Raw genomic sequence first — 26,154 nt, forward strand, 5'->3', positions numbered from 1 at the left:
TTTGAGTGTTGATACCATAGCTCTTTCCTTAATATTAGTTAATATTTAATTTCATAAATCTTTTCTTACCAAGCTGTATAACATAATTTCCTTTAACAAAACGATAACTCTCATTTTTTATCACTTCTTGATTAATCTTTACCCCTCCCCCTTGAATATCACGCCTGGCTTGTGAAGTGGATGGGCAAAAGCCAATCTGTTTTAACACATCTAAAATCCCAACCCCTTCATCAAAATCGCTCTCTGATAAAATTTCAGGCAAAAGGTTTGCACTAAACACTTTAGAAAATTGCTCTTTAGCCTTGAATGCTTGATCATTATCATAATAACGAGCCACGATTTCACCAGCGAGATCCTCTTTAACGGCTTTAGGGTGTAAGGTTTGGTGTAAAATACCATGTTTTAAGTCTTCAATTTCTTCTAAAGTCTTAGCGCTCAAAAGGGTATAATAGCGCCACATGAGATCATCGCTCACGCTCATGATCTTCCCAAACATCGCGTTAGGCTCTTCAGTGATCCCCACATAATTCCCCAAGCTTTTACTCATTTTTTGCACCCCATCAAGCCCCTCTAACAAAGGCATGGTGATGACAGACTGCTCTTTATTCAAGCCGTAAGCTCGTTGCAAAAAGCGCCCCACCAACAAATTAAACTTTTGATCATTGCCCCCAAGCTCAATATCCGCACCCATCGCCACTGAATCATAGCCTTGCAACAAAGGGTATAAAAATTCCACGATGCTAATGGGGCGGTTTTCTTTATAGCGTTTAGCAAAATCGTCCCTTTCTAGCATTCTAGCGACTGAAAACTTCGCGCACAATTCTATCATGCCCTTTGTGCCTAAAGTATCCAACCAAGTGGAATTAAAGCACACTTCGGTGTGTTTTTGATCTAAAATTTTATAGATTTGCTCTTCATAAGTTTTAGCGTTTTCTAAGACTTGCTCCCGGTTTAGGGGTTTTCTCGTTTCATTTTTCCCCGTAGGATCGCCTATCATAGCGGTAAAATCCCCAATCAAAAACTTAACCCTAGCCCCATATTGCTGCAACAAAGCCAATTTTTGGATCAATACCGTATGCCCTAAATGCAAATCGGGAGCAGTAGGATCAAACCCGGCTTTAACGATAAAGCGTTCATTGGTTTCATAATATTTCCTAACCAGCTTTTCAATATATTCTAATCCAATGATTTCATTAGCGCCTCTTTTGATCTCTTTTAAGGCCACACTGATTTTTTGTTCCATGTTTATCCCTTAATTAGGCTTATTGTAGTTCATAAGCGTCATCTAGACTGGATAATTCTACAATCCTATCCTGATATTTGCGATTGATTAAAGCCCTCATCCAATCCGCCTTATCCGTGGCTATTTCAAAACTCACTTCGCAATGGCTAGAATATTTGTCCTTATAGCCTAAGTAAGACACGCCCACAATATTGCATTCATTCCTGTTTAAAAAAGTTAACAAACCCGCTAAAACCGACTTTTTTTCGCCTAAATAAAACATCATTTTATAAATCGTTCGATCCCGCTTGTGCCATTCTATATAAACCATAGGCGCTTTAGCGTCCACTTCCGCTATCGCTTTTTTGCAAAATTTATGATGCGCAATCGCCTTTGGATCTTTCAAATCCGTTACAATCGCAATGATTTCATCGCCGTATTTAGGATAACAACAATCATTCAACAACACCTGTTTGATTTCTAAAGCGTTGCTTGAACAAACGCTGAAATGTTCTAATTCCTTACACTGCCACTGCCGGTTTGGGGTTAAAAAATTCAAAACATTGGTTTTAAAACCCAAATACCTTAAACCTCGAGTCCATAAACTCATCTCTTGGTATTCTAAAATCGCATCTTCTTTTAAAGAAAACACCTTATTTTCAATTTCTTCAGTGAGTTTGGCTAAATTCTCAAAGCTTTTCATCGCTTCTGTTAAGGTAATCTCCACCCCGCAATCTGTTAATTTTTCTTCAAAGTTTTTATAATCTTTTAAATCCACATCTTCAAAAACAGAACGCCCAAAAAAAGTCGCTAAAATATTAATCATGCTCTTAGTGTCAATTTCTTTCAAGCGGTTTCTTCTTTGGATGCGCAAATGGTTTTTAGCCTTAGAAGTTTTAAGCTGATCCATCCAAATGAAACGAGGTATTATTTTATCGCCTTTAATGATTTTAACCACATCTCCGCTTCTTAATTCTTGATTGAGTAAGGCTTTTTTACTATTGATATAAGCGTCCGTGGCTTTATCGCCCAAATCGCTATGCACCATGTAAGCGAAATCTAAAGCGATCGCTCCCACCGGTAAGGTGTAAGTGTCCCCATGAGGCGAAAAAACGACAATATCTTCACGATACAAATCGTTCTTAGCGAGTTCGTAAAATTCCTTAGGGTCGTTTTTTAGATCGCTGTCATGGTATTTAAAATTTTGCAACCACCGCATGCCCTCATGATGATCTTCATTATCCACGCCCCCAGCTTTATACTTCCAGTGGGCTGAATTACCATACTCCGCCCCCATATGCATATCAAAGGTGCGGATCTGCACTTCATAAACAGAAGATTCATCAAAAATGGTCGTGTGTATCGTCTTGTAACCATTTTCTTTGGGCAAAGCGATGTAATCTTTAAAACGAGAGACAATGGGTTTGAAATTCAAATGGATAATCCCTAAAACTTTATAGCAATCAATCGGGTTTTTCAATAAAATCCTAATGGCTAACAAGTCCAAAATTTCATCAATATTAACCGCACCCTTTCGTTGCATCTTAAGATAGATAGAATAGGGGCGTTTCACCCTTGTAACGAGTTTAAAATCCGAATGGCTAAACCCGCTATCAAAAAGTTTTTTTTCTAGCTTGCTCGCAAAAGCGTTGAGTTTTAAGAGCAAAGACTGCTTGTTTTTGTGCAAATATTCCTTGATATTTTTATATTCTTCTGGATAAATATAATAAAAGCTCTTATCTTCTAATTCATTTTTGATTGAAGACATGCCCAATCGGCTCGCTATGGGAGCATACACCGCTAGAGTTTCTTTAGAAATACGCACTTGCTTGTCATGAGGCAAGGCGTCTAAGGTGAGCATGTTGTGCAACCTGTCGCTAATTTTTACCACTAAGGCTCTTGGATCTTGTATCGCGCTAATTAAAATCTTTCTAAAAGTGAGCGCTGAAACCACCATTCTGGGATCTTGAGAGCTCACGCCTAACTCTTCTTTCCTGATTTCAGTGATTTTAGTGAGCGCATCCACTAAATTAGCCACATCTTGCCCAAATTCTCGCTCAATCGTTTCAATCTCACAAGGCGTGTCTTCTACTACATCATGCAAAAGTGCAGCGCACACCATCGCCTCATCGCCCCCACAAAACGCTACCAAGCTTGCCACACAAATAGGATGGACAATATAAGGCTCGCCGCTTTTTCGGTATTGCCCCTTATGGCTTTTGGTCGCTAAATTTAGGGCGTTTTCAATTTTGGGCGTGAAATCAATTAAAGTCCTTAAGATTTCAATGCCACCCTTTGGGGTCGTAACTTTTTTAATAACATCCAAAATCCGTAAGAATCCGATATCAACGGATTTATCAATTTCGTTCATCTATCCTGTCTATATCAATTTTCCCTTCAGCGATTTCTCTGATGGCAATATCCACTAACTTATGACGCTTAGGGTCCATATTCACTAAAGTTTTGGCTCCGGCGTTTAATTGCTTCACACGAGCGAAAACTAAATTATCTAGCATGTAGCGGTCGTTCCCAATATTTTTTAAGGCTTGAGCGACTAAACTCTCTGTTCTCTCTTTTTTCAAACTGATCCTTTTATTTTGAACTCTATCCAATTTTAAAGGGCTTATTTTACCATAGAAAACACGCCTTGTTGGTGCTTGATCACTTGCAATAAATTCCCTTTTTTGAACATGTTACACACCACAATGGGGAGCTTATTGTCTTTAGCTAAAGAAATAGCGGTATCGTCCATCACTTCAATATCCCCTATCAAGGCATCGTTATAGCTTAAAGTGTCCAATTTTTTAGCGTCTTTGAATTTGTTAGGGTCTTTGTCATAGATGCCATCCACTTTAGTCGCTTTAATGATTAAATCCGATCCAATTTCAATCGCTCTTAAAGTGGCCGCCGTATCCGTAGTGAAAAACGGGTTTCCCGTGCCAGCGCCAAAAATCACCACCCTACCCTTTTCTAAATGCCTAATCGCTTTTCTGTAAATGTAACTTTCACAAATCTCTTTGATTTCAATCGCGCTCTGCACTCTTGTGTCTAAGCCGATATGCTCTAAAGCTTCTTGCATCGCTACCGCATTAATCACGGTGGCTAACATGCCCATATAATCCCCACTGGTGCGCCTGATAATCCCCCCTTGAGCCGCGCTAACCCCCCTAATGATATTGCCTCCACCAATCACAATACCCACTTCAATATCGTTTTCCACTAAGCTTTTGATCTCTTTAGCGATGTGATCTAACACATGAATGTCAATCCCAAACTGGTTGTCCCCAGCTAACGCTTCCCCAGAAAATTTCACCAAAACCCGTTTGTTTTTTATCTTTGCTTGCATGATCCCTTCTTAATTAATTAATAAAATTTTAATAAAACTTGTGATTGTAACCTAATCTTGCTTAAAAACACCCTTTCTAAATTTTAAGCCTGCATTCTCAGCGAATCGCTAAAACCGCTTGGGTTTTTGAATGCGTTTGAACAACAATTCACGATAGAACGCTTTAAGGCCCGATTGTTCCTTTTTGCCTAAAGTGTAGTAAATTTTTTGCAAGTAGTTTAGAATGTCTTGGCGTTTCAAGTTGGTTTTCAAAGCGGCTTCTTTAAGGATGTAGTAAGGGATTTTTGTTTTTTGATGTTTGAAGGCTAAAGACAAACGCTTGTAAAAATCCTTGTTTTGATAATAGCACAAACGCCCAAAAACAAACGGCAAGCGTTTTTTTTCATACCACAGAGCGGCTAAATCTATAAAATCTTTTTTGGGGTTGGAATAATAAAATTGCAGCGCTTTATTGCCGATTAAAACTTCGCCTTTTAACCCTAACGCTTTAGAGAGGGCGTTTGAAGAAGCGCTTTCTTTATCAAAAGCATTTTCTCTATTTACAACCAACACGCTTAAAACTTCCTTATAAGCGACAATGCCTAAAGAATAAGAACAAAGAGCGAATGGATAGCCAGCGATAGAAGAAATAAACCCCGCATCAATGCGCCTGAATAAAAAACTCTCATTGAGTTTGGAGGGGTAGGTTTTTTTAAGCCGCAAGAATTGCTTGAAATAACAAGGGGTGGGGTAGGATTTGATAAACACATCAAAAGGGAGCATGTTCAAATAATCAATTTTACCAAAACGCACTTAAAATCCTTTTTTGCATCGCATGGTAGCTAAAGTTTCTTACAACTTAACTAAAAGTAAAAAGAGTTTTGTTATCATGGGGCAAATGATTAGGGCATTAGCAAATAATGCTATTCAATAAAGGAGAAATGATGAAAGATTTTTTAGAAGATTATAAAAAAAGCGTTTTAGAAAGAGAAAGTGAGGGTATTCCGCCACTCCCCTTAAGCGCTAAACAAGTAGAAGCTGTCGTTGAGATTTTGATGAAAGATCCCACAAACGCTGCTTTCGCTAAAGAATTACTCATTCACAGAGTGAGCCCTGGGGTTGATGAGGGGGCGAAAGTGAAAGCGGAATTTTTAGCCAAATTGTCTCAAAAAAAACTAGAATGTGCACACATTAGTGCTTTAGAAGCGACCACTCTTTTAGGCACGATGCTTGGGGGGTATAATGTAGAGCCTTTGATTATGGGCTTAGAAAGTCAAGACAAAAACATCGCTAAAGAGAGTGCAAAAGCGTTAAAAACCACTCTTTTAGTCTATGGATCGTTTGATAAAATCGCTGCAATGAGTAAAACTAACGCTCTGGCTAAAGAGGTGTTAGAGTCTTGGGCGAACGCCGAATGGTTTTTGAATAAAGAGCCTTTGAATGAATGCATTGAAGCGTGCGTGTTTAAGATTGATGGCGAAACCAATACCGATGATTTAAGCCCAGCGAGCGATGCTTTCACACGAAGCGATATTCCTTTACACGCCAAAGCCATGCTAAAAAACAGGATTGAAAATTACGAACAACGCATCAAAGCCATTAAAGCTAAAGGCGTTCCTGTAGCGTATGTGGGCGATGTGGTTGGCACAGGAAGCTCTAGAAAAAGCGCGACAAACTCTATCATGTGGTATTTTGGTAAGGACATTCCTTTTGTGCCTAATAAAAGGAGTGGGGGCATTGTGATTGGGGGGGTGATCGCTCCGATTTTCTTTGCGACTTGTGAAGATAGCGGGGCGTTACCTATTGTGGCTGATGTTAAGGATTTAAAAGAGGGCGATAGGATTAAAATCTATCCTTATAAAGGCGAAATCACGCTGAACGATAAAGTGGTTAGCACTTTTAAATTAGAGCCTGAAACTTTATTAGATGAAGTTAGGGCTTCTGGGCGTATCCCTTTAATCATTGGCAGGGGTTTGACTAATAAAGCGCGTAAATTTTTAGGGCTAGGCGAATCGGAAGCGTTTAAAAAGCCAGCCGCTCCTAAAAGCGACGCTAAAGGCTACACTTTAGCCCAAAAAATTGTAGGCCATGCTTGTGGGGTAAAAGGGATCTTGCCTGGTGCTTATTGTGAGCCAAAGGTTACCACCGTGGGCAGTCAAGACACCACAGGGGCGATGACCAGAGATGAGGTTAAAGAATTAGCGAGTTTGAAATTTGATGCACCTTTTGTGTTGCAGAGTTTTTGCCATACCGCCGCTTACCCAAAACCTAGCGATGTGAGTTTACATGCAACCTTGCCTAGCTTTATCACTCAAAGAGGCGGTGTGGCGTTGCATCCGGGCGATGGCGTGATCCATACATGGCTAAATCGCATGGGATTGCCTGACACTTTAGGCACAGGGGGGATAGCCACACCCGTTTTCCTTTAGGCATTAGTTTCCCGGCAGGGAGTGGGTTAGTCGCTTTTGCAGCGGTTACAGGCACGATGCCATTGAACATGCCAGAATCCGTGTTGGTGCGTTTTAAAGGGGAAATGAATCCTGGGATCACCTTAAGGGATTTAGTGAATGCGATCCCTTATTATGCCATTAAAAAAGGGTTACTCACGGTGGAGAAAAAGGGTAAAATCAATGTCTTTAACGGGCGTATTTTAGAAATTGAAGGCTTGCCTGATATTAAAATGGAGCAGGCTTTTGAACTAAGCGATGCGAGCGCAGAAAGGAGCGCGGCAGCTTGCGTGGTGCGTTTGAATAAAGAGCCGATGATTGAATACTTGAAATCCAATATCAAGCTCATTGATGAGATGATTGCGAGCGGTTATGAAGATAAAGAGACTTTGAAAAAACGCCGAGATGCGATGCAAGCTTGGGTGGATAAGCCGGTGTTGTTAGAGCCAGATAGTAACGCCCAATACGCCGCTGTCATTGAAATTGATGTGGCAGAAATCACGGAGCCTATTTTGGCTTGCCCTAATGACCCTGATGATGTCGCTACTTTGAGCGAAGTTTTAGCGGATACGACCGGCAAAAGACCGCACGCTATTGATGAAGTGTTTATTGGCTCTTGCATGACGAATATCGGGCATTTCAGAGCCTTTGGTGAAATCGTTAAAAACGCCCCCCTAGTCAAGCGCGCCTTTGGGTAGTGCCACCCAGTAAAATGGACGAACAAGAGCTTATTAATGAGGGCTATTATGCGATTTTTGGGGCTGCCGGGGCAAGGACTGAAGTCCCAGGCTGTAGCTTGTGCATGGGCAATCAAGCGAGGGTTAGGGATAATGCGGTCGTCTTTTCTACTTCCACGCGCAATTTTGATAATCGTATGGGCAGAGGGGCTAAAGTGTATTTAGGCAGCGCGGAGCTTGGGGCGGCGTGTGCTTTACTAGGGAGAATCCCCACTAAAGAAGAATACATGAATTTAGTGAGCGAAAAGCTAGAAAGCCAAAAAGACAAGATCTATCGCTACATGAACTTTAATTTAATGGAGAATTTCAGGCTCTAGTTTTGTTTTCATTAAAAGGGGCGATCCCTTTTATTTGACTATGGCTGAGTGTTGAGAGAGGATAAAAAAGGAGAGTGGCGATGAAAAAAATCGTTGTGAGTTGGTGTGCAGCATTGGCTTTTTTGAGTGCGGATCCAGTGCAAGCCGATAAAGCGATCAGTAATGCGGATTTGATTAAAGAAATAAGGGATTTAAAAAAAGTCATCAGCGCGCAAAACACTGAGATCAACAATTTAAGAAAAGTGCAAGAAGTGTTGTCTGGGCAATTAGTGGATATGCGTAAGGATATATTAAGCACTAGAGATTATTGCATTAGCTTAAGGCCTTATATCTATAATTGGCGCTAGAGAATCATCAAAACATGAGAGCATGTGCCATTCAATGATGCAATCCTTTAATGGTTGAAAAATTAAAGTTGGGGGGTTTGGTTCTCGCTCTATTTCCTTATAATTGGGATTTTACAGAGTTTGAGTGTTTAAAAGCACGTTTGATCCCCACACGCCTTAAAAAAATCCTCTTGTTGGATTGTAGGGGTAAAATCAGTCTCTTTGTTAGGGTTAAATATTCTATAATAAAATTTTAGGAAATTCAGTTTAAAAGATATTAAAAAATGCTATACGCCTTAAGAAAAAGATTTTTCAAACGCCTTGCGCTGATTGTTTCCACTTTTTGTGCGATAAGTTTGAGCGCCAAAAGCTATCTGTTTTCCCCTTTGCCCCCAGCGCACCAGCAAATCATTAAGACAGAGCCTTGCTCTTTGGAATGCTTGAAAGACTTGATGCTGCAAAATCAAATCTTTTCTTTTGTGTCTCAATACGATGACAATAACCAAGATGAGAGCCTTAAAACTTATTACAAGGACATCTTAAGCAAACTCAACCCCGTATCCATCGCCTCTCAAACCCCAGCTAAAGAAAGCTATGAGCCTAAGATTGAATTAGCGGTTTTACTGCCTAAAAAGGTGGTGGGGCGTTATGCGATTTCGGTGATGAACACCCTTTTAGCGTATTTGAACACCAGAAACAACGATTTTAATATCCAAGTCTTTGACAGCGATGAAGAGAGTCCTGAAAAATTAGAGCAAACCTATAAAGAAATTGAAAAAGAAAAATTCCCTTTTGTGATAGCCTTATTGACTAAAGAGGGCGTGGAAAATTTGCTCCAAAACACCACCATTAGCACCCCTACTTATGTGCCTACGGTGAATAGAGCGCAATTAGAAAATCATGCCGATCGTTCTTTAAGCGAGCGCTTGTATTTTGGGGGGATTGACTATAAAGAGCAATTAGGCATGCTCACGGCTTTCATTAGCCCTAATTCGCCCGTGATTGAATACGATGATGATGGCCTAATAGGCGAACGCTTGAGGCAAATCACGGAGTCTTTAAGTATTGAAGTCAAACACCAAGAAAATATTTCTTACAAACAAGCCACCAGTTTTTCTAAAAATTTTAGAAAAAATGATGCGTTTTTTAAAAATTCTACCTTGATTTTAAACACCCCTACCACTAAAAGCGGTCTAATCCTTTCTCAAATAGGGCTTTTAGCATACAAACCCCTTAAAATCCTTTCCACACAAATCAATTTCAACCCCTCTTTACTCTTACTCACCCAGCCCAAAGACAGAAAAAATTTATTCATTGTCAATGCCTTGCAAAATAGCGATGAAACGCTTATAGAATACGCCTCCTTACTGGAGAGCGATTTAAGGCATGATTGGGTGAATTATTCCAGCGCGATAGGGTTAGAAGTGTTTTTAAACACGCTAGATCCGCATTTTAAAAAATCTTTTCAAGAGAGTTTAGAAGACAATCAAGTCCGTTACCACAATCAAATTTATCAGGCTTTAGGGTATTCTTTTGAGCCAATAAAAAATGGAAGCGAAACAAAAAAAGAATAATATTTAGATAATTATTTGAATACTTTCATTTTTAATAGGTTTTTTAATAAAATTGGAATACGATACGAGCGAAAATTAAACAAAGGTTATTCTGTGTTAAAATTTCAAAAATTACCTCTATTGTTTGTTTCCATTCTTTACAATCAAAGCCCTTTGTTGGCTTTTGATTATAAGTTTAGCGGGGTAGCGGAATCCGTTTCTAAAGTGGGGTTTAACCATTCCAAACTCAATTCCAAAGAAGGCATTTTCCCTACAGCCACTTTTGTAACCGCCACAATCAAGCTTCAAGTTGATTCCAATCTGCTCCCTAAAAACATTGAAAAACACAGCCTAAAAATAGGCGTTGGCGGGATTTTAGGAGCGCTCGCTTACGATTCCACAAAAGCGCTCATAGACCAAGCCACGCATCAAATCTATGGCTCAGAACTTTTTTTCATGATGGGGCGTTGGTGGGGGTATTTAGGCAACGCTCCTTGGAAAGACTCTCGCATAGAATCTGACGCTCACACTCGTAATTATGTGCTGTATAATTCCTATTTGTTTTATTCTTATGGCGATAAATTCCACTTAAAATTAGGGCGTTACCTCTCTAACATGGATTTTATGAGCGGTTATACAGAGGGTTTTGAAGTAGAATATAAAATCAAACCTAAGGTGGCGTTAAAATGGTTCAGCTCTTTTGGGAGGGCGTTGGCTGTGGGGCAATGGATTAGGGATTGGTATGCCCCTATTGTAACTGAAGATAACAGAAAAGATGTTAATGACGGCATCCATGCGGTGCAACTTTATTTTTCTAGCAAACATGTTCAAGCCACGCCCTTTTTTTATTTTTCACCTAAAACTTACGGAGCGCCCGGGATTAAAATCCATATTGATAGCAACCCAAAATTTAAAGGTTTAGGGTTACGATCTCAAACCCTTATCAATGTGATTTTCCCTGTTTATGCTAAAGATTTATACGATGTGTATTGGCGTAACTCTAAGATTGGCGAGTGGGGTGCATCGCTTTTAATCCACCAACGCTTTGACTACAACGAATTTAACTTTGGCTTTGGTTATTATCAAACTTTTGGCAACGCTAACGCAAGGATTGGCTGGTATGGTAACCCGATCCCTTTTGATATAAGAAATAACAGCGTTTATGGTGGGTTTTTTAGTAACGCTATTACCGCAGACGCTGTTTCTGGATATGTCTTTGGTGGGGGGGTGCATAAAGGGTTTTTATGGGGTATTTTAGGCAGATACACTTATGCCACCAGAGCGAGCGAAAGATCCATTAACTTGAACTTGGGTTATAAACGGCATTCTTTTTCAGCGTTGATGTGAATTTAGAATACTATGTGGTCAGCATGCACAACGGCTATAAATTAGACGATCTTATCGGCCCTTTCAACAAAGCCTTTAAGGCTGATGCGCAAGACAGGAGCAACCTTATAGCTAGCGTGAAGTTCTTTTTTTAAACCCTATCAATTAGGCTTGGTAGAATTGAGCCATTGCTTTTGGAAATCAATGGATTTTCTCAATTCGGCTTCTAGTTGGGCTAAAACATCTTTTAAGGGCTTAACATCAATCAAATTATCTTGCTTGAAAGAATCTAGCTGTTTGTCAATTTGCAAAGCGGCATCTAGCGCGTCTTGGGGGAATACCGGATCGCCTAAAGCCTTTTTAATCGCTTCGCCGATTTCAATCGTTTCAGAGCCTTGATGATCTTTTAAGTTAGGATTATTTTCTTTATCCTTAGGCTTAGGCTCTAAAATCAAGCGCAAATGTTTGATTTTTTCATGCAAATCGTTAAGATCTTTTAAGTGATCGGTATTGCGCCCCCTATCAACCGCTTTTTCTAAAAGCTTATCGCTCAGGCTTACCAACTGATCGCTTAATTTAATGCTGTTAGCTTGAGCTTCTGTCACTTCATCAATATCAATCGCTGCTAAAGCGCTCACAAAATAAAAGGGCAACGCCCACCTTCTAAAACGAGAGAAAAACTTCTGCATTTACCTTCCTTAAATACGCTTAAAAATGATACTTTTTAATATGGTGGAGCTGTGGGGAATCGAACCCCAGTCCAAAAATCTTGCCCTAAACACAAACTTCTACAATGCTTAGAAAATTGGTTGGTTTTTTAGCCTTAAAACTAACTCTGGTCCAACTTTCTAAAACCTTGAGGTAGTTTCAAGAGTTCTTGTTTCTTAGTTTAAAAGGCGAACCACCTTTTAAAAGCGTCTAGCTTAAGGTTATGGAGTGATTAAAACGCTAGAAATTCTAATCAGTCCAGCTCCAAAAGGAGATTAACTCACGCAACTTTAGCGTAAGCTGGAGCGTAATCTGTGTTGTTTACAGTTATTTTTGTTGCTGTTTTACAAGCAGCACTTGGCATGCTGTCTGTGCGACAAGAAATCTGTCGAAATCCAAGTCAGCCCCATAATTTTAAAAGCTTGTCTATTTTAGCCAACTTTTGCTAACAAAATGCAATGAGTATTCAAAAATCATTGGCGCACAATATCAATGTTTTCATCTTTAGGCTTAAAAACAAAGGTTTCATTAGCAATGGTGGGGTTAATTTCTGTTTGAGAAAAAGTGATCGTAACAAGATTGTTCATTCCATCTTTAAAATCCAATGAAAAAGGCTTGCCGTCTTTGAAGATCAAACGATAAGTGGTTTTGTTGATAGTCGTTTTAAAAGAGCCGTCATCTTGCTTTTTTAAGCGCTTGAGAATGGTGAAAAAATCCGTCTTGTCTTTTAAGGGCGTGATAGTCGCTTGAAACAAATTAGGCTCATAAATCACCACTTCTTTATCGTTCATGTAAATTTCTTTTTTTAAAGGCTTTTCATAAACCCATAAAGCCCAATTGGGGGCTTTAGCCTTTAAAACCCCGTAATAAACTAAAGGCTTTTCATTTTTTAAAACCTGCTTGAAATTCGCGCTAAAACTTTGCAAATGCTGCAAAACCTCTTCTTCTTTAGAAAGCGTTGAAGGATTTTTAGCGTAAGCAACGCTCATAAAAATCAAAACCATTAAAATCTTTAAAAAAGCTTTCATTATCCAAACCTTAAAACAATCTCTCATCTTTAATAAAACCCTTTATTTTACATGACTTTTATTTTATCCATGCTAAAATGGGATTAAAAACTGACGCTTTAATAAAATAAATAAGATTAAAGCACTCTTAATAAGGTTATTACTACTATGATAAAAGCAATAATTGGAAAAATCATTGGCACCAGAAACGATCGCTGGATCAAACAATACAAAAAAAAAGTCCTAGCCATCAACGCCTTAGAGCCTACTTATGAAAAAATGAGCGATGATGAGCTGCAAAACGCTTTTGAAGAATTAAAAAAACGCGTGCGATCCACAGAAAAAGATTTGCAAGAAAAAACCCTTTTAGAAGTCCTACCAGAAAGTTTTGCAATCACCAGAGAAGCGAGCAAAAGGATCTTAAAGATGCGCCATTTTGATGTGCAACTCATTGGGGGCATGGTCTTAAACGATGGCAAAATCGCTGAAATGAAAACCGGCGAGGGTAAGACTTTAGTCGCTACTTTAGCGGTGGCTTTGAACGCTTTAAAGGGCGAGAGCGTGTATGTAATAACCGTTAATGATTACCTAGCCCATAGGGATTCTAAAGAAATGGAGCCGTTGTATCATTTCTTAGGTTATAGCGTAGGCACGATCACTGCGAGCGTGCGAGACGATGATGAACGCTTGGAAATTTATTCTAAAGACATTGTTTATGGCACTAATAATGAATTTGGCTTTGATTATCTAAGGGATAACATGAAATATTCTTTAGAGCATAAGGTGCAAAAATCCCATGCATTCGCTATTGTTGATGAAGTGGATTCCATTTTGATTGATGAAGCCAGAACCCCTTTAATCATTTCAGGGCCTGTGGATAGGCGCATGGAAAATTACAACAAGGCTGATGAAGTCGCTAAAAGCATGCAAGTGGAAGTGGATTTCACCATAGATGAAAAAAACCGCGCGATTTTAATCACTGAAGAGGGGATTAAAAAAGCCGAAAACCTCTTTGGCGTGGATAATTTATACAAGATTGAAAACGCCGCCTTATCGCACCATTTAGACCAGGCTTTGAAAGCGAATTACCTCTTTTTTATTGATAAAGATTATATTGTAGCCAATAATGAAGTGGTGATTGTGGATGAATTTACCGGCCGCTTATCTGAGGGGAGGCGCTTTAGTGAGGGCTTGCATCAGGCTTTAGAGGCTAAAGAGGGCGTGAGCATTAAAGAAGAGAGCCAAACCTTAGCCGATATTACTTTCCAAAATTATTTCAGGATGTTTTCTAAACTCGCTGGCATGACAGGCACGGCTCAAACCGAAGCCACAGAATTTTTAGAAATCTATAATTTAGAAGTGGTGTCTATCCCTACTAATTTAGCGATCAAGCGCAAAGATTTGAACGATTTGATCTATAAGAGTGAAAAAGAAAAATTTGATGCCGTGATTCTTAAGATTAAAGAATTGCACGATAAGGGACAGCCGGTTTTAGTCGGCACGGCCAGCATTGAAAAGAGTGAAACCTTGCACGCTTTACTCAAAAAAGAACGCATCCCTCACACCGTTTTAAACGCCAAGCAACACACCAAAGAAGCTGAAATCATCAAAGACGCCGGGCTTAAAGGGGCGGTTACGATTGCGACTAACATGGCAGGCAGGGGCGTTGATATTAAACTCACTGATGAAATTAAAGAACTTGGGGGGCTGTATATCATTGGCACTGAAAGGCATGAGAGCCGCAGGATTGACAACCAATTAAGGGGGCGAAGCGGGCGCCAAGGCGATCCGGGAACAAGCCAATTTTATTTGAGTTTAGAAGACAATCTGTTACGCATTTTTGGGAGCGATAGGATTAAGGGGGTGATGGAAAAATTAGGGCTTAAAGACGGCGAACACATTGAATCAAAGCTTGTTACAAGAGCGGTGGAAAACGCGCAAAAAAAAGTGGAGAACTTGCATTTTGAAAGCCGTAAGCATTTGTTGGAATACGATGATGTCGCTAATGAGCAACGAAAAAGCGTGTATAAATTTAGAGATGAATTATTAGATGTCAATTACGATATTAGCGCTAAAATCGCTGAAAACAGAGAATACGCGCTCAATCAAATCTTTTCTAAACTCAAAGCCTTTGACCATCAAAACCTGTCTGAAGAGGAACTTTTAAGGCTTAAAAACATCTTAAAAGAAGATTTTAACGCTCATGTTAGATTAGAAGATTTAAAAAAAGCCTCCCCTATTGAAAATTTTGTCGCTGAAAAATTAAAAAGCGATTATGAAAACAAAATGAAAGTTTTGGATAGCGAACAAAGAAGCCGGATTGAGCGCATCGTGTATTTGCAGATTTTAGACAACGCATGGCGAGAGCACCTTTACACGATGGATAATCTCAAAACCGGTATTAATTTAAGAGGTTATAACCAAAAAGACCCTCTTGTAGAATACAAAAAAGAGAGTTACAACCTTTTCTTAGAACTCATTGAAGACATTAAAATAGAAGCGATCAAAACCTTTTCTAAGATCCAGTTTGAAAATGAGCAAGATTCTAGCGATGCGGAGCGTTATTTGGATAATTTTAGCGAAGAAAGAGAGCATGAGAGCGTAACTTACCGCCATGAAGAAGCCTTAGATGAAGATTTGAATGTGGCCATGAAAGCTTTCGCTAAAACCCCTAAAAGAAACGAGCCTTGCCCTTGTGGGAGCGGCAAAAAATATAAAGATTGTTGCGCTAAAAGCGGGCCTAAAAAGGGCTTATTTGCCAAATAGATCCTTAATCTTTTTCCTTATCAAGCGTTATTTGCGTTTTGATAAAAGCCAGCCTTTTATTAGTATCACTGCTTTGTTAGCTTTTTTTGGCGTGGCGGTTGGCGTGATGGTTTTAATTGTGGCTATGGCGATCATGAACGGCATGAGTAAGGAATTTGAAAAAAAGCTTTTTGTGATGAACTACCCCTTAACGCTCTATACCACAAGCCCTTATGGGATCAGCGAAGAAGTGGTTCAAGCTTTGGAAAAAAAGTTCCCCAATTTGCTTTTTAGCCCCTATTTGCAAACCCAAAGCCTGATTAAAAGCGCGCATTCCATGAATGGTGGCGTGGTGTTTGGGGTTGATTTTTCTAAAGAAAGGCGCATCAATGAAGTTTTAAACGACGCTTTAAAAAACATTAATGAAAACGATCTCTTCAAAAACCCTTTTAATTTGATCGTGGGGAAAAGCTTGAGATACAGCTTGAATTTAGATCTCAATCAAAAAGCCGATTTGTTTTTCACCGAGTTAGAGCCAACCGGTCTCACGCTCTCCCCTATCATGAAACGCTTTACTATCAAAGGCGATTTTGATTCAGGGCTAAAATCCTATGACATGAGCTACATGTATGCTAGCCTTCAAACTATAAGCGCGATCAGGAGGTTACCTTTAGGGCTTTATGATGGGGTGCATGTCTATTCTAAAACGCCCATGAAGGATATTGAAAATTTACGCAACGCTTTAAAAACCATCAACCACCATGGCATAGGCATTGAAGGGTGGTGGCAACAAAACGGGAATTTTTTCTCGGCTATGGAATTAGAAAAAAGAGCGTTATTCATTGTGCTCATGCTCATTATCTTAATGGCGTCTTTGAATATCATCAGCTCGCTTTTAATGGTGGTGATGAACAGGCGTAAAGAAATCGCCCTACTCTTTAGCATGGGGAGCAGTCAAAAAGAAATCCAAAAAACCTTTTTTTATTTGGGTAATATCATTGGTTTAGGCGGTGTGGCGCTTGGGGTGGTTTTAGCGTTTATAAGCATGTATCTTTTAAGCGTGTTCCCTATCATCTCGCTCCCAACAGATGTCTATGGCATCAATACTTTGCCTTTAGATTTGTCTTTAATGGATTTTACGCTCACTCTCATAGGCTCTGTGATTATCGTAGCCCTTTCTTCTTATTACCCGTCTAAAAAAGCTTCTACTATTGACGCTTTAAGCGTGTTAAGGAATGAATAAATTAAAAAATTAAATAATATTGAGATGAAATAAGGCTTTGAGTGTCTGTATTTGACTAACAAAGAAAAATTTTATTCTCAAAATTAAAAAAAACCATAATATTATGCTAGTATTAACGCACGACTTAGTTAAGAATTAACTTTGCAAGTCGGACTTCGTAGCAAAAAGGACGGAAGATGAACAGACTGATTAGATGTTTAAGATCTGTAAGAAAAAATTTTCTTTGAATGGTGTTGGCTTACTCTATTTAGAATTTTTGGTTTATACTAAAGGTTAAACATGAACTACAAAGTTGCATCTGCTAAAAATATCGCAACGCTTCTTTTTTTATTCTCTTCTCAAAGTGAAGCTCTTGATTTGGGTAAAATCGCTAAAATTAAAGCGGGTGCTGAAAGTTTCTCTAAAGTCGGTTTCAATAACAAACCTATCAACACTAATAAAGGGATTTACCCTACCGAAACCTTTATGACGATTATGGCCTACATGCAAGTGGATTTTACGGAGCTCTTGCCCAAAAGCGCTACGGCTAACGGGCACCATTTAGACGGGAGCCTTGGGGGTTGGGGGGGTGCTGTGATTTATGATAGCACTAAGGATTTTATTAACGAAGTTACAGGAAAACCCTATGGGGCTATGACGTGGAACTACGTGGGCTATTGGGGCGGTCTTGTAGGGCAAAAACCATGGGCTAGTTGCGGGTTAGCCACAGGGAATTTGACCCAAGGCCAATACGATAAGATGACTCAAGCTGAAATGACGCAGTTGTCTAATCAAGAAGCTTTAGCGGCTTCCACTTGCGCAAAAACCTATGCCGATCACACCAGAAACTATGTGATTTATAACGCCTACTTGCGCTACAACTACAAGGATATTTTTGAAATTAGGGGCGGGAGGTACGAATCCCCAGCGGATTATATGAGTGGTTACAACCAAGGCTTGGACATGACCTTAAATTTAGGGAATTTCAAATTCTGGTGGTTTAGCTCTTTTGGTCGTGGTTTTGCCTATAATGAGTGGCTTTATAATTTCTATTCGCCTAAAACCTACACTCTTAAAAACGGGCAAACCATAAACCCTGGGGTGCATGCCTTTTATATCATTTGGAATTACAAGGGTTTCAGCATTCAGCCTTTCGTCTATTTTTCACCCTTTAACGAATACGACCCCAACTTTACGATCACTTATGATAGTAACCCCACTTTTACCGGATTAGGGTTTCGCTCTCAAACCGATGTTACCGTGCTTAATCCTTTTTACGCTAAAAGATTTTGGGACACCTATCAATTTGGCATGCCGGCCGGTAAAAACGCGCACAGCTTGATGATCAAACAAAAGTTTGAATGGAATGAATACAATTTTGGTTTTGGGATTTATAAATCCTTTGGGAACGCTAACTGGATGATAGGCTACCATGGTAACCGCTTGGGCTTTGACTTTTGGACGAACACCGTTTATGCCAACACCCTTAACTCTTTGTCTTACATGATGGACGCGAACGCTTTCACCGTGTTTGCCTTTGGCGGTGGGGTGCATAGGAAATTCCTTTGGGGTTTATTAGGGCGTTTGACTTATGGGCCTAGGGCGAACGAACAAGTCTTATCGCTCAACTTGGGCTATAAATTCACTAAAAATTTCTCAGCCGACATTAAATTTGAATATTATAATGTGTTGATGCATCAAGGCTATAAAATGGGGTGGAACGGGCCAAAATTAGACAGCCAGCCTGCCACCGATCAAGACAGGAGTCATATTTTCACCGAAATCGTGTGGAAGCTTTAAAACCTCTTTAAATAACAACCCTTTAAGGGTTTGTTAAAACGCCTAGCAAAAAATAGCCATTAAAAACCACTCTATCGCCTATTTTAGGGCTTGTTTTTAAAAAGCGTTGGAATTTTAAACTTTTTTTATTACGCTACGGGCATTTTTGGCTCCGCTATACTAAAACTTTTTAAAATGGGCTTTTTTGCTTTACGATACTATGATTTTGTATAAATGTAAAGCAAAAACAATAAAATAAATCAAATAAGCCAATGTCAAATAAGGGGCTATAATTTTAATCCTAGTAGCTTCTTGGTTTTTGGTTGCACTTTTATCCATGTTATTGCTTCGCCTAGCTCACTTAAACCTAAACTAATAAGGTAATGGAGTAATCTAATAGCGAACTCGCTTTGTTGAACTCCAAGATACCCAATGTCTCTTAATATTCGCCTATTAGTTTGGCATGCGTTTTGAACTTTTGGTATTCTAGTGCTAGTGAATTGATATTTGATTATGTTGTCAATAAGCAAGGTATCATCTTTAGGGATAGATTTAGCTTCCATGAATAAAGGAATAAACAATAGATACTTATTCGCCACTAAACAATAATCGCCTTTAATGTAGAAATCGCTACACTTAATCGTAATAATCTCACTGCTTCTAATTGGGGTTAAATTGAGTAGCTTAACAAATAAGCGTTCATAGGCACTGAATTGTCTATCTCTTGTCTCCTTTGATAAAGCACCAATAAAATTATTGATATACTCTAGGCTGTTTTCATTCTCTAGTATATCACTGATTACCCTTTTATAACCACTAAACATTTGGCTTACTTTTCTTAACTTAATCTCTCCCTTTTTAATCCTATTTATAAATAGGATTAATAAGTCGGTATCATCGCCTAAATGCTCGTCTATGCCACGCCTTTGTGGGTGGTATTTTCTTAACATTTCTTGTTTTGCTATTTGTAAAAAATCATTGAAGTCTCCAAACGAAACATCGTATTCTGGGTCATCTTTTGAGGCGATCGTATTTAACAGGCTTTGTGTGGGTTCTTTTTCTTGAGAATGTTTTTGGGCTAAAACCTGTCTGATCGTTCGTTCTTGCAATTCACACTCTTGGATTTTTTTTATCGCTTTATTTTTATCCCCTTCTGCCTTAAGCAATTGTTTTTCAATGGAGTTTAAAAAATGTTGCAGTTGCTTTTCATTGTATTGCGAGTAATCTGTAATAACATTTGGCATATTGAACTCCTTTTTAATAAGTGATAGTTAGTGCAACTTGTTTTGATTTTAGTGCAACTTGTCATAACCTTTAGCACTATTTGCATTGATTCTTTGCCCCTCAATCAAAAAATCGCACGCATTACAAACGCTTTTTTATTTTATCTCTCCCCCTTTTCTTGTCGGTAAATATTTCAAATTCTTGTAAAAAACGCCTTTAGCCTTTTTTAACTTCTTTGTGTGGGGTTAGGGGTTTGAAGGTCAGTAGTTTTTCTCGGTAATACTCGTATTGCTTTTTCCTGGCTTTTATTTCAGCCGGGATACCGGCTAATAAATCGGTGGTTAAAGCCAAAAATTGATCCAAAACCTTAACGATCTCTTGTTGGATCTCTAGAGGTGGGATGGGGATTGTTATTTTTGAATAGCGAGAAATCCACTGCCTTGTATGTTCCCCACTGATATTATAGGGAATAGTTTGCATGTAAAAAAAGATAAATCTGATGTTAATTGTAGGATTTTTTGGGAGTAAGATTTTCATAGCGCTTGATTTTACTTTGAAAGGGAAATCAACCCATTGGGTCGCTGTTGTGAAATCATCAAAGATGATAACCGGAGAGCTTTTACTCGCTTGATAAATATTGTCTTTTTCGTTTGTATAACCTAAAATAAAGGTTTTTCCTGCGGTTAAAACGGGGGTAGGATAACTTTTATCAAATTCTTTACTCGTTACGCAATATTTATTGGGTTGATCATACTCTAGCACCTCCCCCAACTTCCTAAACCCCACCCCCTTAGGCGCTAGAGTTTGGAGTAAGGTTTTTAAGCGTTTAGGGTAGGTTTTGGCGCTAATGTTTGCGTCTTTGTGGCTTTGTTTGGTGTCTTTAAAGTCTAAAAGCATGTTTTGGTAATACTGGTATTGCTTTTTTCTCGCTTTTAATTCTGTGTTTAATTCTGTGTTTAATTCTGTGAAAGCGTCCAAAATCGTAACGATCTCTTGTTGGATTTCTAGGGGCGGGATGGGGATGGTTATTTGCATAATGTTATTACTAGAAATGCTATAAGGTATAGCGCTTCTATTTGAAATAGAATATAAATAATTTTGCATGTTTGTTAATACATAATAAAGGTATCTATTGATTAGGGTTTCTTTTGGAATGACAGAAAAACAAACATCATTTGCCCAAAACTTTTGATTTTGCCAATTGACAAATCCGGCAGTTCCGTATTGAGCTATAGTAATTGTATTTTCCTCTCTGTTATATTCATTTAAATATCCCATAAATCCTATTCCACCAGATACAACGGGATATTTTCCTTTATCTAGTATTTCTTTTTTTGTAACCCTTTTACCTCTAATTATTTCACACACCTCCCCCAACTTCCTAAACCCCACCCCCTTAGGCGCTAAAGTGTGGAGTAATCGCTCTATTTTATGCATTTGACCCCTTAAGCTTCTAATTCTTTGATGATTAATTCAAGGCTTTAAGCCCTCATCGCGCGCATGGAGTTGGCTAAGGCTAAAAGCGTAACCCCCACATCGCCAAAGACCGCTTCCCACAAGCTCGCTACCCCCATAAGCCCTAGCACGATAAAAACGGCTTTAATCCCCAAAGCGAACAAGATATTTTGCCAAATGATGCTTTTAGTTTTTTTAGCGATCGCTAAAACTTTCACTAACGAATTTAAGGAGTCGTTAGTGATCACAATGTCTGCGCTTTGCTTGCTCAATTCTGAGCCTTTCCCCATGCCAATCCCCACATCAGCGCTCGCTAGAGTCGGAGCGTCATTGATGCCATCGCCTACAAAAATCGCCGGGGCTTTATAGCGTTCTTTAAAAGTTTTAAACACGCTCGTTTTTTCTTCAGGCAACAAGCTCGCATAATATTCACAGCCTAGAGTTTGAGCGATGCTCTCAGTCGCGCTTTTTCTGTCCCCGCTCAAAATGCAAAAATTTTCTATCCCTTGCGCTTTTAAATCCCTTAAGCACTCTATGGCGTCATCTTTAATCTCATCGCTAATGACGATATAGCCCACATAAGTTTGATTGAAAGCCACATGCACGATCGTGCCGTTTTCTGGGGAAGGGCTGTGCGCGATATGGAATTGATCTAGCATTTTTTCATTCCCTGCGATGATTAAATCCGTATGGCATTGCACTTTAACCCCCATTCCGCTCACTTCTTCGTAATTTTCAATGTCATGCTGGTGCTTATCGTCCTTTAACATTTCTTCGCATGCTTTTTGAATGGATAAAGCGATCGGGTGCGTGGATAAAAGCTGCGAACAAGAAGCGTAATGCAAAACTTCTTCTTTAGAATACCCGTTTTGCGGCACAATATCTACCACTTTAAAAACGCCTTTAGTCAAAGTGCCGGTTTTATCAAAGGCGATGCTTTTAGCTTGGGTAAGCACCTCTAAAACATGCACGCCTTTCATTAAAATACCCTTTCTGCTCGCCGCTCCCACGCCCCCAAAATACCCTAAAGGCACAGAAATCACTAACGCGCAAGGACAGCTCACCATTAAAGCCACAAGCCCCCTATAAATCCACTCATCAAAGCTCCCCATAGAAAACAAGGGCGGTAATATGGCAATCATTAGCGCAATGAATAAAACGCTTGGGGTGTAGTAGCGTGAAAATTTAGTGATGAATTTCTCGGTTTCGCTCTTTTCATTCGTGGCTTGTTGGACCAAATCCACCACTTTAGCGATAGAAGAATCTCTATACATTTTTTCTACTTTAATTTCAAGGACCGCTTTTAAATTCAAGCTCCCCCCTAAAACTTTAGAGCGTTCGCTGACATTAACAGGCATAGACTCCCCACTCAACGCCCTTTCATCTAGCAAGCTTTCGCCCTTAACTACCACGCCATCAACAGGCACTTTTTCGCCAACTTTCACCACCACAATGTCATTGACTTTTAAATCTTCAGGCGCAACGCTCACTAGCGCATCGCCCTTTTTCAAATAAGCCAAATTAGGAGCGACATCCACTAAAGCCTTAAGGGATTTTTTAGAGCGAGCGATAGCGAGTTTTTGCAAAAATTCGCCCGCTGAATAAAACACCATAATAGACACACTCTCTTCATAAGCCCCCACGCAAAAAGCCGCAATAGTCGCAATGAGCATCAAAGCGTTTTCATCAAAAAATTGCCCTTTCCTAAGCCCACGAAACGCCCCTAAAATCACATCTTTACCGCTCACTAGATACACTAAGGCTAGCACCACAAACACCGCTTTTTCAATCAAAGGGCTAGGGTTTAGGTGTAAGATTAAAATCGCGCCTAAAAAGACAGCGATCGTAATGATGAGTGGGGTAAAACTCAAGGGCTTTTCTGCGGCCTCTTTAAAAGACAGGCTCAAATGCGGTTCGTTTTGCTTGATGAAAGCCTTAACTTTTTCAAAATCGCTCGTATCCAAAAACAGCTTACTGGTGCTGAAATTGATTTGAGCTTTTTTCACATAGTCCAGTTTGTTTAAATCCCTTTCTAATTTAGCCGCGCAATCAGGGCAATCCAAATTGTGAATGTGGTATTCTTGCATTTTCTCTCCCTTATAAAAATCCTTTTAAGAAATCTTTCTAAAACTCAGCGCTTTAAGCATGTGAGATTTTTCTATATCCTCGCAAGCGTTTAAATCCGCAATCGTCCTAGCGACTTTTTTGACCTTATTGACAGAACGCATGGACAGATTAAACCTTTCAACCGCCTGCTCTAACAATTTTTGCGCTTCAGTATTTAAAAGGCAAAATCGTTCGATCTGCTCTTCATTAAGCTTACCATTAAAAGTGCTCTGTTTCCTTAACTTTTGCTGTTTGAAAGCTAATAACACTAATTCATGCATCTCTTTTGAAGTCCAAGAATGCGACGGCGTGTCTTTATAATTCCCCTCTTCCATTTGCACAAACAAATCAATCCTGTCCAAAAAAGGCTCGCTCAAGCGGTTTTTATACTGCGTGATTTCTCTGTCTTGGCAACGGCATGCTTTGGTGGCGCTGAGTAAATTCCCGCACAAGCAAGGGTTTTGAGCCCCTACAAATAAAAAAGAGGTGTCGTATTCAATCTTGCTATGCACTCGTGAGATCACTAATTTATTGTTTTCTAAAGGCTCTCTCAAGGCTTCTAAAATATCCTTTTTAAAATGAGGCAATTCATCAAAAAAAAGCATGCCGTTATGCGCTAGCGCGATTTCGCCAGGTTTTGGCTCTCTTAAAGAGCTTGAGCCTAAAATGCTGGATTTTGAAGCGCTTTGGTGAGGGTTTCTAAAACTCCTTAAAGGGTAATAGGCGCTGTCTTGCTCGCTTAAAATGCGTAATTTTGTCGCTTCTAGGATTTCATTCAGGCTTAAGGGAGGCAAGATATAACGCATGCGATTAATGATCATGCTTTTCCCACACCCTGGACTTCCCTCTAAAATCAAGTTATGAAACCCAGCGCTAGCGATCAAAGCGGCTTCTTTAGCGACAGCTTGCCCCTTAACTTCTTTAAAATCTAAGGCATAGGCGTCTGAAAAATAATACTCTTTATCGTTCAATTCTATCGTTTTAAAGGGTAGTTTTTTCGTGTGGGTATCTGCTTTGATTTCAGGGTTTTGCAAGATTTCTAACGCTTCTTTAAAATGCTCCACAAAAAAGCATTGCAAATTAGGAATGAGCGAAAAAAGTTCTTCATTAGCCTTAGGCGCAATGACTTTAGCATGGGGGTGCTTAATGGCAATGTCTAAGAGCATGGGGAAAATGTTAGAATTGGGTTTGATCTTGCCATCAAGCCCTAACTCCCCAAAAGCAAACCATTCTTTAAAAGCCAACTCTTGTTTTTGCAAAGCGATTAAAAGAGCGATAGGCAAATCAAAATGGCTCCCGGATTTAGGCAAATCTGAAGGCGAAAGGTTGATGGTGATTTTTAAAGGCGGGAAAGTGAAATCGTTATTTTGTAAAGCCGATTGGACCCGCTGCTTGGCTTCTTGGATAGAGTTATTAGCCAGGCCTGAAATCACAAACGCCGGCAAAGCCCTTGTGAAAGTCGCTTCCACAGCCACGATTTCAGCCACCCCCCTTTGCATGGTCGCGCAAAATATCGTGTTGATCATGGTTGTTACTTGTGTTTTTGTTTTTTTTGCAGCTCTTTGAGTTCTTTTTCAAATTTCTTACGCTTCAAAATGGATAATTTATCCACGAATAACACGCCGTTGAGGTGATCTATCTCATGCTGAATGGCTACCGCTAAAAGTTCGCTAGCTTCTAAGATTTTCACTTCAGCGAAGCGGTTTTGATACTCTATCTTAACCTTTTCAAAACGCTCCACCTCTTCATAAAACCCCGGCACAGACAAGCACCCTTCCCTATACATTATCGTCCCTTTAGTTTCTATAAACTTAGGGTTAATAATTTCTAGGCAATCCTCTTTGTGTTGCACGCCGTCTTCTTGCGGGAGATTGATAATGAGCATCCTTAAAGGCAAGCCCACTTGAATAGCGGCTAACCCTATCCCCTCACTAGCGATCATAATCTCATGCATGTCGTCTAATTGCTGGTGGAGTTTTGAATCAAAAGAAACGACCTCTTTAGAAATCGTTCTTAAGATTTTAGAAGGGTAATGGATAATCTCTAATAACGCCATGCAATCACTTCACATTTTTCTGCAACACTTTATCAATCAAGCCATACTCTTTAGCTTCTTTAGCGCTCATATAAAAATCCCTGTCCGTGTCTTTAGCGATTTGCTCCAAACTCTGCCCTGAGTTTTGAGCCAAAATAGAATTCATTAAACCTTTAAGCCTAAGGATCTCGTTAGAAATGATTTCAATATCGCTCGCTTGCCCTTGAGCCCCCCTAAAGGCTGGTGGATCATAATCCTTGAATGGGGCAGTGAAAAGCGCTTGCCCTTAGCCCCACAGCTTAGTAAAAACGCCCCCATAGAAGCCGCTTGACCGATGCAAATCGTGGAAACATCAGGGCGGATAAAATTCATCGTATCATAAATGCTAAGACCGCTTGTTATCACCCCACCGGGAGAATTGATATACAAGCCAATGTCTTTTTCAGGGTCTTCAGCTTCCAAAAACAAGAGTTGGGCTACGATAGAAGACGCCACGCTGTCATTAATTTCACCGCTCAATAAAACAATGCGATCCTTTAAAAGGCGCGAGTAAATATCATAGCTGCGCTCCCCACGATCGGTATTCTCTATTACATAAGGAATGTATCCCATCATCTCTC

At 39.6% G+C, this 26,154-nt stretch carries 18 protein-coding genes, 1 other RNA gene and 3 pseudogenes; 8 read left to right on the top strand and 14 right to left on the bottom strand.

Translation table 11 applies throughout. The features are described from left to right. Positions 1 to 34 precede the first annotated feature (34 nt). The 5 genes from D2C72_03080 to D2C72_03100 form a co-directional block, all read right to left on the bottom strand. Complete coding sequence (locus tag D2C72_03080) at positions 35 to 1,243, bottom strand: tyrosine--tRNA ligase (GenBank protein ID QEF43373.1); 1,209 nt, start codon at positions 1,241 to 1,243, stop codon at positions 35 to 37. Positions 1,244 to 1,262: 19 nt separating this feature from the next. Next, positions 1,263 to 3,593: a RelA/SpoT family protein gene (locus D2C72_03085; protein ID QEF43374.1), complete on the bottom strand. Its 2,331-nt coding sequence runs from the start codon at positions 3,591 to 3,593 to the stop codon at positions 1,263 to 1,265. Continuing rightward, the gene (locus tag D2C72_03090) at positions 3,580 to 3,834 is read right to left on the bottom strand and encodes a DNA-directed RNA polymerase subunit omega (GenBank protein ID QEF43375.1); all 255 of its coding nucleotides are present in this window, start codon (positions 3,832 to 3,834) and stop codon (positions 3,580 to 3,582) included. The genes D2C72_03085 and D2C72_03090 overlap by 14 nt, the downstream gene beginning before the upstream one ends. Before the next feature lie 11 nt (positions 3,835 to 3,845). Next, complete coding sequence (locus D2C72_03095; protein ID QEF43376.1) at positions 3,846 to 4,568, bottom strand: UMP kinase; 723 nt, start codon at positions 4,566 to 4,568, stop codon at positions 3,846 to 3,848. Positions 4,569 to 4,676: 108 nt separating this feature from the next. Then, a complete protein-coding gene (locus D2C72_03100; protein ID QEF43377.1) occupies positions 4,677 to 5,360 on the bottom strand; it encodes a menaquinone biosynthesis protein in 684 nt (227 codons plus the stop codon). Between the two features lie 128 nt (positions 5,361 to 5,488). Here D2C72_03100 and acnB point away from each other — a divergent pair. The 5 genes and pseudogenes from acnB to D2C72_03125 all read left to right on the top strand — a co-directional run bounded on the left by acnB (position 5,489) and on the right by D2C72_03125 (position 11,408). Then, a pseudogene (acnB, locus tag D2C72_03105) lies at positions 5,489 to 8,048 on the top strand (bifunctional aconitate hydratase 2/2-methylisocitrate dehydratase). 74 nt (positions 8,049 to 8,122) lie between these two features. After that, positions 8,123 to 8,395: a hypothetical protein gene (locus D2C72_03110; protein QEF43378.1), complete on the top strand. Its 273-nt coding sequence runs from the start codon at positions 8,123 to 8,125 to the stop codon at positions 8,393 to 8,395. Positions 8,396 to 8,445: 50 nt separating this feature from the next. After that, positions 8,446 to 8,631, top strand: coding sequence for a hypothetical protein (locus D2C72_03115; GenBank protein QEF43379.1), 186 nt, complete (start codon positions 8,446 to 8,448; stop codon positions 8,629 to 8,631). 27 nt (positions 8,632 to 8,658) lie between these two features. Beyond that, a complete protein-coding gene (locus D2C72_03120) occupies positions 8,659 to 9,948 on the top strand; it encodes an IS701 family transposase (GenBank protein ID QEF43380.1) in 1,290 nt (429 codons plus the stop codon). Positions 9,949 to 10,041: 93 nt separating this feature from the next. Next, positions 10,042 to 11,408: pseudogene (locus tag D2C72_03125) on the top strand (outer membrane family protein). Positions 11,409 to 11,414: 6 nt separating this feature from the next. Here D2C72_03125 and D2C72_03130 read toward each other — a convergent pair. The 3 genes from D2C72_03130 to lolA all read right to left on the bottom strand — a co-directional run bounded on the left by D2C72_03130 (position 11,415) and on the right by lolA (position 12,989). Next, on the bottom strand, positions 11,415 to 11,942 hold the full coding sequence (locus D2C72_03130) for a hypothetical protein (protein ID QEF43381.1): 528 nt from the start codon (positions 11,940 to 11,942) through the stop codon (positions 11,415 to 11,417). 41 nt (positions 11,943 to 11,983) lie between these two features. After that, positions 11,984 to 12,369, bottom strand: a transfer-messenger RNA (tmRNA) gene (gene ssrA, locus D2C72_03135). Positions 12,370 to 12,434: 65 nt separating this feature from the next. Further along, positions 12,435 to 12,989: an outer membrane lipoprotein chaperone LolA gene (lolA, locus tag D2C72_03140; GenBank protein ID QEF44180.1), complete on the bottom strand. Its 555-nt coding sequence runs from the start codon at positions 12,987 to 12,989 to the stop codon at positions 12,435 to 12,437. 147 nt (positions 12,990 to 13,136) lie between these two features. On the opposite strand from lolA, the gene secA reads away from it, so the two are divergent. From secA to hofF, 3 genes are all read left to right on the top strand, one after another. Beyond that, entirely contained in the window at positions 13,137 to 15,734 is a 2,598-nt protein-coding gene (secA, locus tag D2C72_03145; protein ID QEF43382.1) for a preprotein translocase subunit SecA, read from the top strand. Further along, positions 15,724 to 16,956 carry an ABC transporter permease gene (locus D2C72_03150; protein ID QEF43383.1) on the top strand — a complete coding sequence of 411 codons (1,233 nt, stop codon included), beginning with the start codon at positions 15,724 to 15,726 and terminating at the stop codon, positions 16,954 to 16,956. The genes secA and D2C72_03150 overlap by 11 nt, the downstream gene beginning before the upstream one ends. Before the next feature lie 279 nt (positions 16,957 to 17,235). Continuing rightward, positions 17,236 to 18,735, top strand: a complete 1,500-nt coding sequence (gene hofF / locus D2C72_03155) for an outer membrane beta-barrel protein HofF (GenBank protein ID QEF43384.1) — start codon at positions 17,236 to 17,238, stop codon at positions 18,733 to 18,735. Between the two features lie 266 nt (positions 18,736 to 19,001). On the opposite strand, the gene D2C72_03160 is transcribed toward hofF, so the two are convergent. The 6 genes and pseudogenes from D2C72_03160 to clpP all read right to left on the bottom strand — a co-directional run bounded on the left by D2C72_03160 (position 19,002) and on the right by clpP (position 26,149). Continuing rightward, positions 19,002 to 19,958, bottom strand: a complete 957-nt coding sequence (locus D2C72_03160; protein QEF43385.1) for a hypothetical protein — start codon at positions 19,956 to 19,958, stop codon at positions 19,002 to 19,004. 196 nt (positions 19,959 to 20,154) lie between these two features. Next, on the bottom strand, positions 20,155 to 21,375 hold the full coding sequence (locus D2C72_03165) for a restriction endonuclease subunit S (protein QEF43386.1): 1,221 nt from the start codon (positions 21,373 to 21,375) through the stop codon (positions 20,155 to 20,157). 44 nt (positions 21,376 to 21,419) lie between these two features. Beyond that, positions 21,420 to 23,480 carry a cadmium-translocating P-type ATPase gene (gene cadA / locus D2C72_03170; GenBank protein QEF43387.1) on the bottom strand — a complete coding sequence of 687 codons (2,061 nt, stop codon included), beginning with the start codon at positions 23,478 to 23,480 and terminating at the stop codon, positions 21,420 to 21,422. Positions 23,481 to 23,504: 24 nt separating this feature from the next. Next, a complete protein-coding gene (locus D2C72_03175) occupies positions 23,505 to 25,025 on the bottom strand; it encodes an ATP-binding protein (GenBank protein ID QEF43388.1) in 1,521 nt (506 codons plus the stop codon). A 5-nt stretch (positions 25,026 to 25,030) separates the two neighbouring features. Beyond that, positions 25,031 to 25,555, bottom strand: a complete 525-nt coding sequence (locus D2C72_03180; protein ID QEF43389.1) for a peptide deformylase — start codon at positions 25,553 to 25,555, stop codon at positions 25,031 to 25,033. Between the two features lie 4 nt (positions 25,556 to 25,559). Further along, positions 25,560 to 26,149 (bottom strand): annotated as a pseudogene (gene clpP, locus D2C72_03185) (ATP-dependent Clp endopeptidase proteolytic subunit ClpP). Between the last annotated feature and the right edge of the window lie 5 nt (positions 26,150 to 26,154).

This window comes from Helicobacter pylori, assembly GCA_008032955.1.
In the GTDB taxonomy this organism is placed as follows: domain Bacteria; phylum Campylobacterota; class Campylobacteria; order Campylobacterales; family Helicobacteraceae; genus Helicobacter; species Helicobacter pylori_DC.

Excerpts from the sequence above, each read along its gene's own strand:
- hofF (QEF43384.1), top strand. The coding sequence starts at position 17,236 with ATGAACTACAAAGTTGCATCTGCTAAAAATATCGCAACGCTTCTTTTT.
- secA (QEF43382.1), top strand. The coding sequence starts at position 13,137 with ATGATAAAAGCAATAATTGGAAAAATCATTGGCACCAGAAACGATCGC.
- D2C72_03085 (QEF43374.1), bottom strand. The coding sequence starts at position 3,593 with ATGAACGAAATTGATAAATCCGTTGATATCGGATTCTTACGGATTTTG.
- D2C72_03160 (QEF43385.1), bottom strand. The coding sequence starts at position 19,958 with ATGCCAAATGTTATTACAGATTACTCGCAATACAATGAAAAGCAACTG.
- D2C72_03175 (QEF43388.1), bottom strand. The coding sequence starts at position 25,025 with ATGATCAACACGATATTTTGCGCGACCATGCAAAGGGGGGTGGCTGAA.
- D2C72_03165 (QEF43386.1), bottom strand. The coding sequence starts at position 21,375 with ATGCATAAAATAGAGCGATTACTCCACACTTTAGCGCCTAAGGGGGTG.
- cadA (QEF43387.1), bottom strand. The coding sequence starts at position 23,480 with ATGCAAGAATACCACATTCACAATTTGGATTGCCCTGATTGCGCGGCT.
- D2C72_03115 (QEF43379.1), top strand. The coding sequence starts at position 8,446 with ATGGTTGAAAAATTAAAGTTGGGGGGTTTGGTTCTCGCTCTATTTCCT.
- D2C72_03080 (QEF43373.1), bottom strand. The coding sequence starts at position 1,243 with ATGGAACAAAAAATCAGTGTGGCCTTAAAAGAGATCAAAAGAGGCGCT.
- D2C72_03095 (QEF43376.1), bottom strand. The coding sequence starts at position 4,568 with ATGCAAGCAAAGATAAAAAACAAACGGGTTTTGGTGAAATTTTCTGGG.
- lolA (QEF44180.1), bottom strand. The coding sequence starts at position 12,989 with ATGAAAGCTTTTTTAAAGATTTTAATGGTTTTGATTTTTATGAGCGTT.
- D2C72_03180 (QEF43389.1), bottom strand. The coding sequence starts at position 25,555 with ATGGCGTTATTAGAGATTATCCATTACCCTTCTAAAATCTTAAGAACG.
- D2C72_03130 (QEF43381.1), bottom strand. The coding sequence starts at position 11,942 with ATGCAGAAGTTTTTCTCTCGTTTTAGAAGGTGGGCGTTGCCCTTTTAT.
- D2C72_03120 (QEF43380.1), top strand. The coding sequence starts at position 8,659 with ATGCTATACGCCTTAAGAAAAAGATTTTTCAAACGCCTTGCGCTGATT.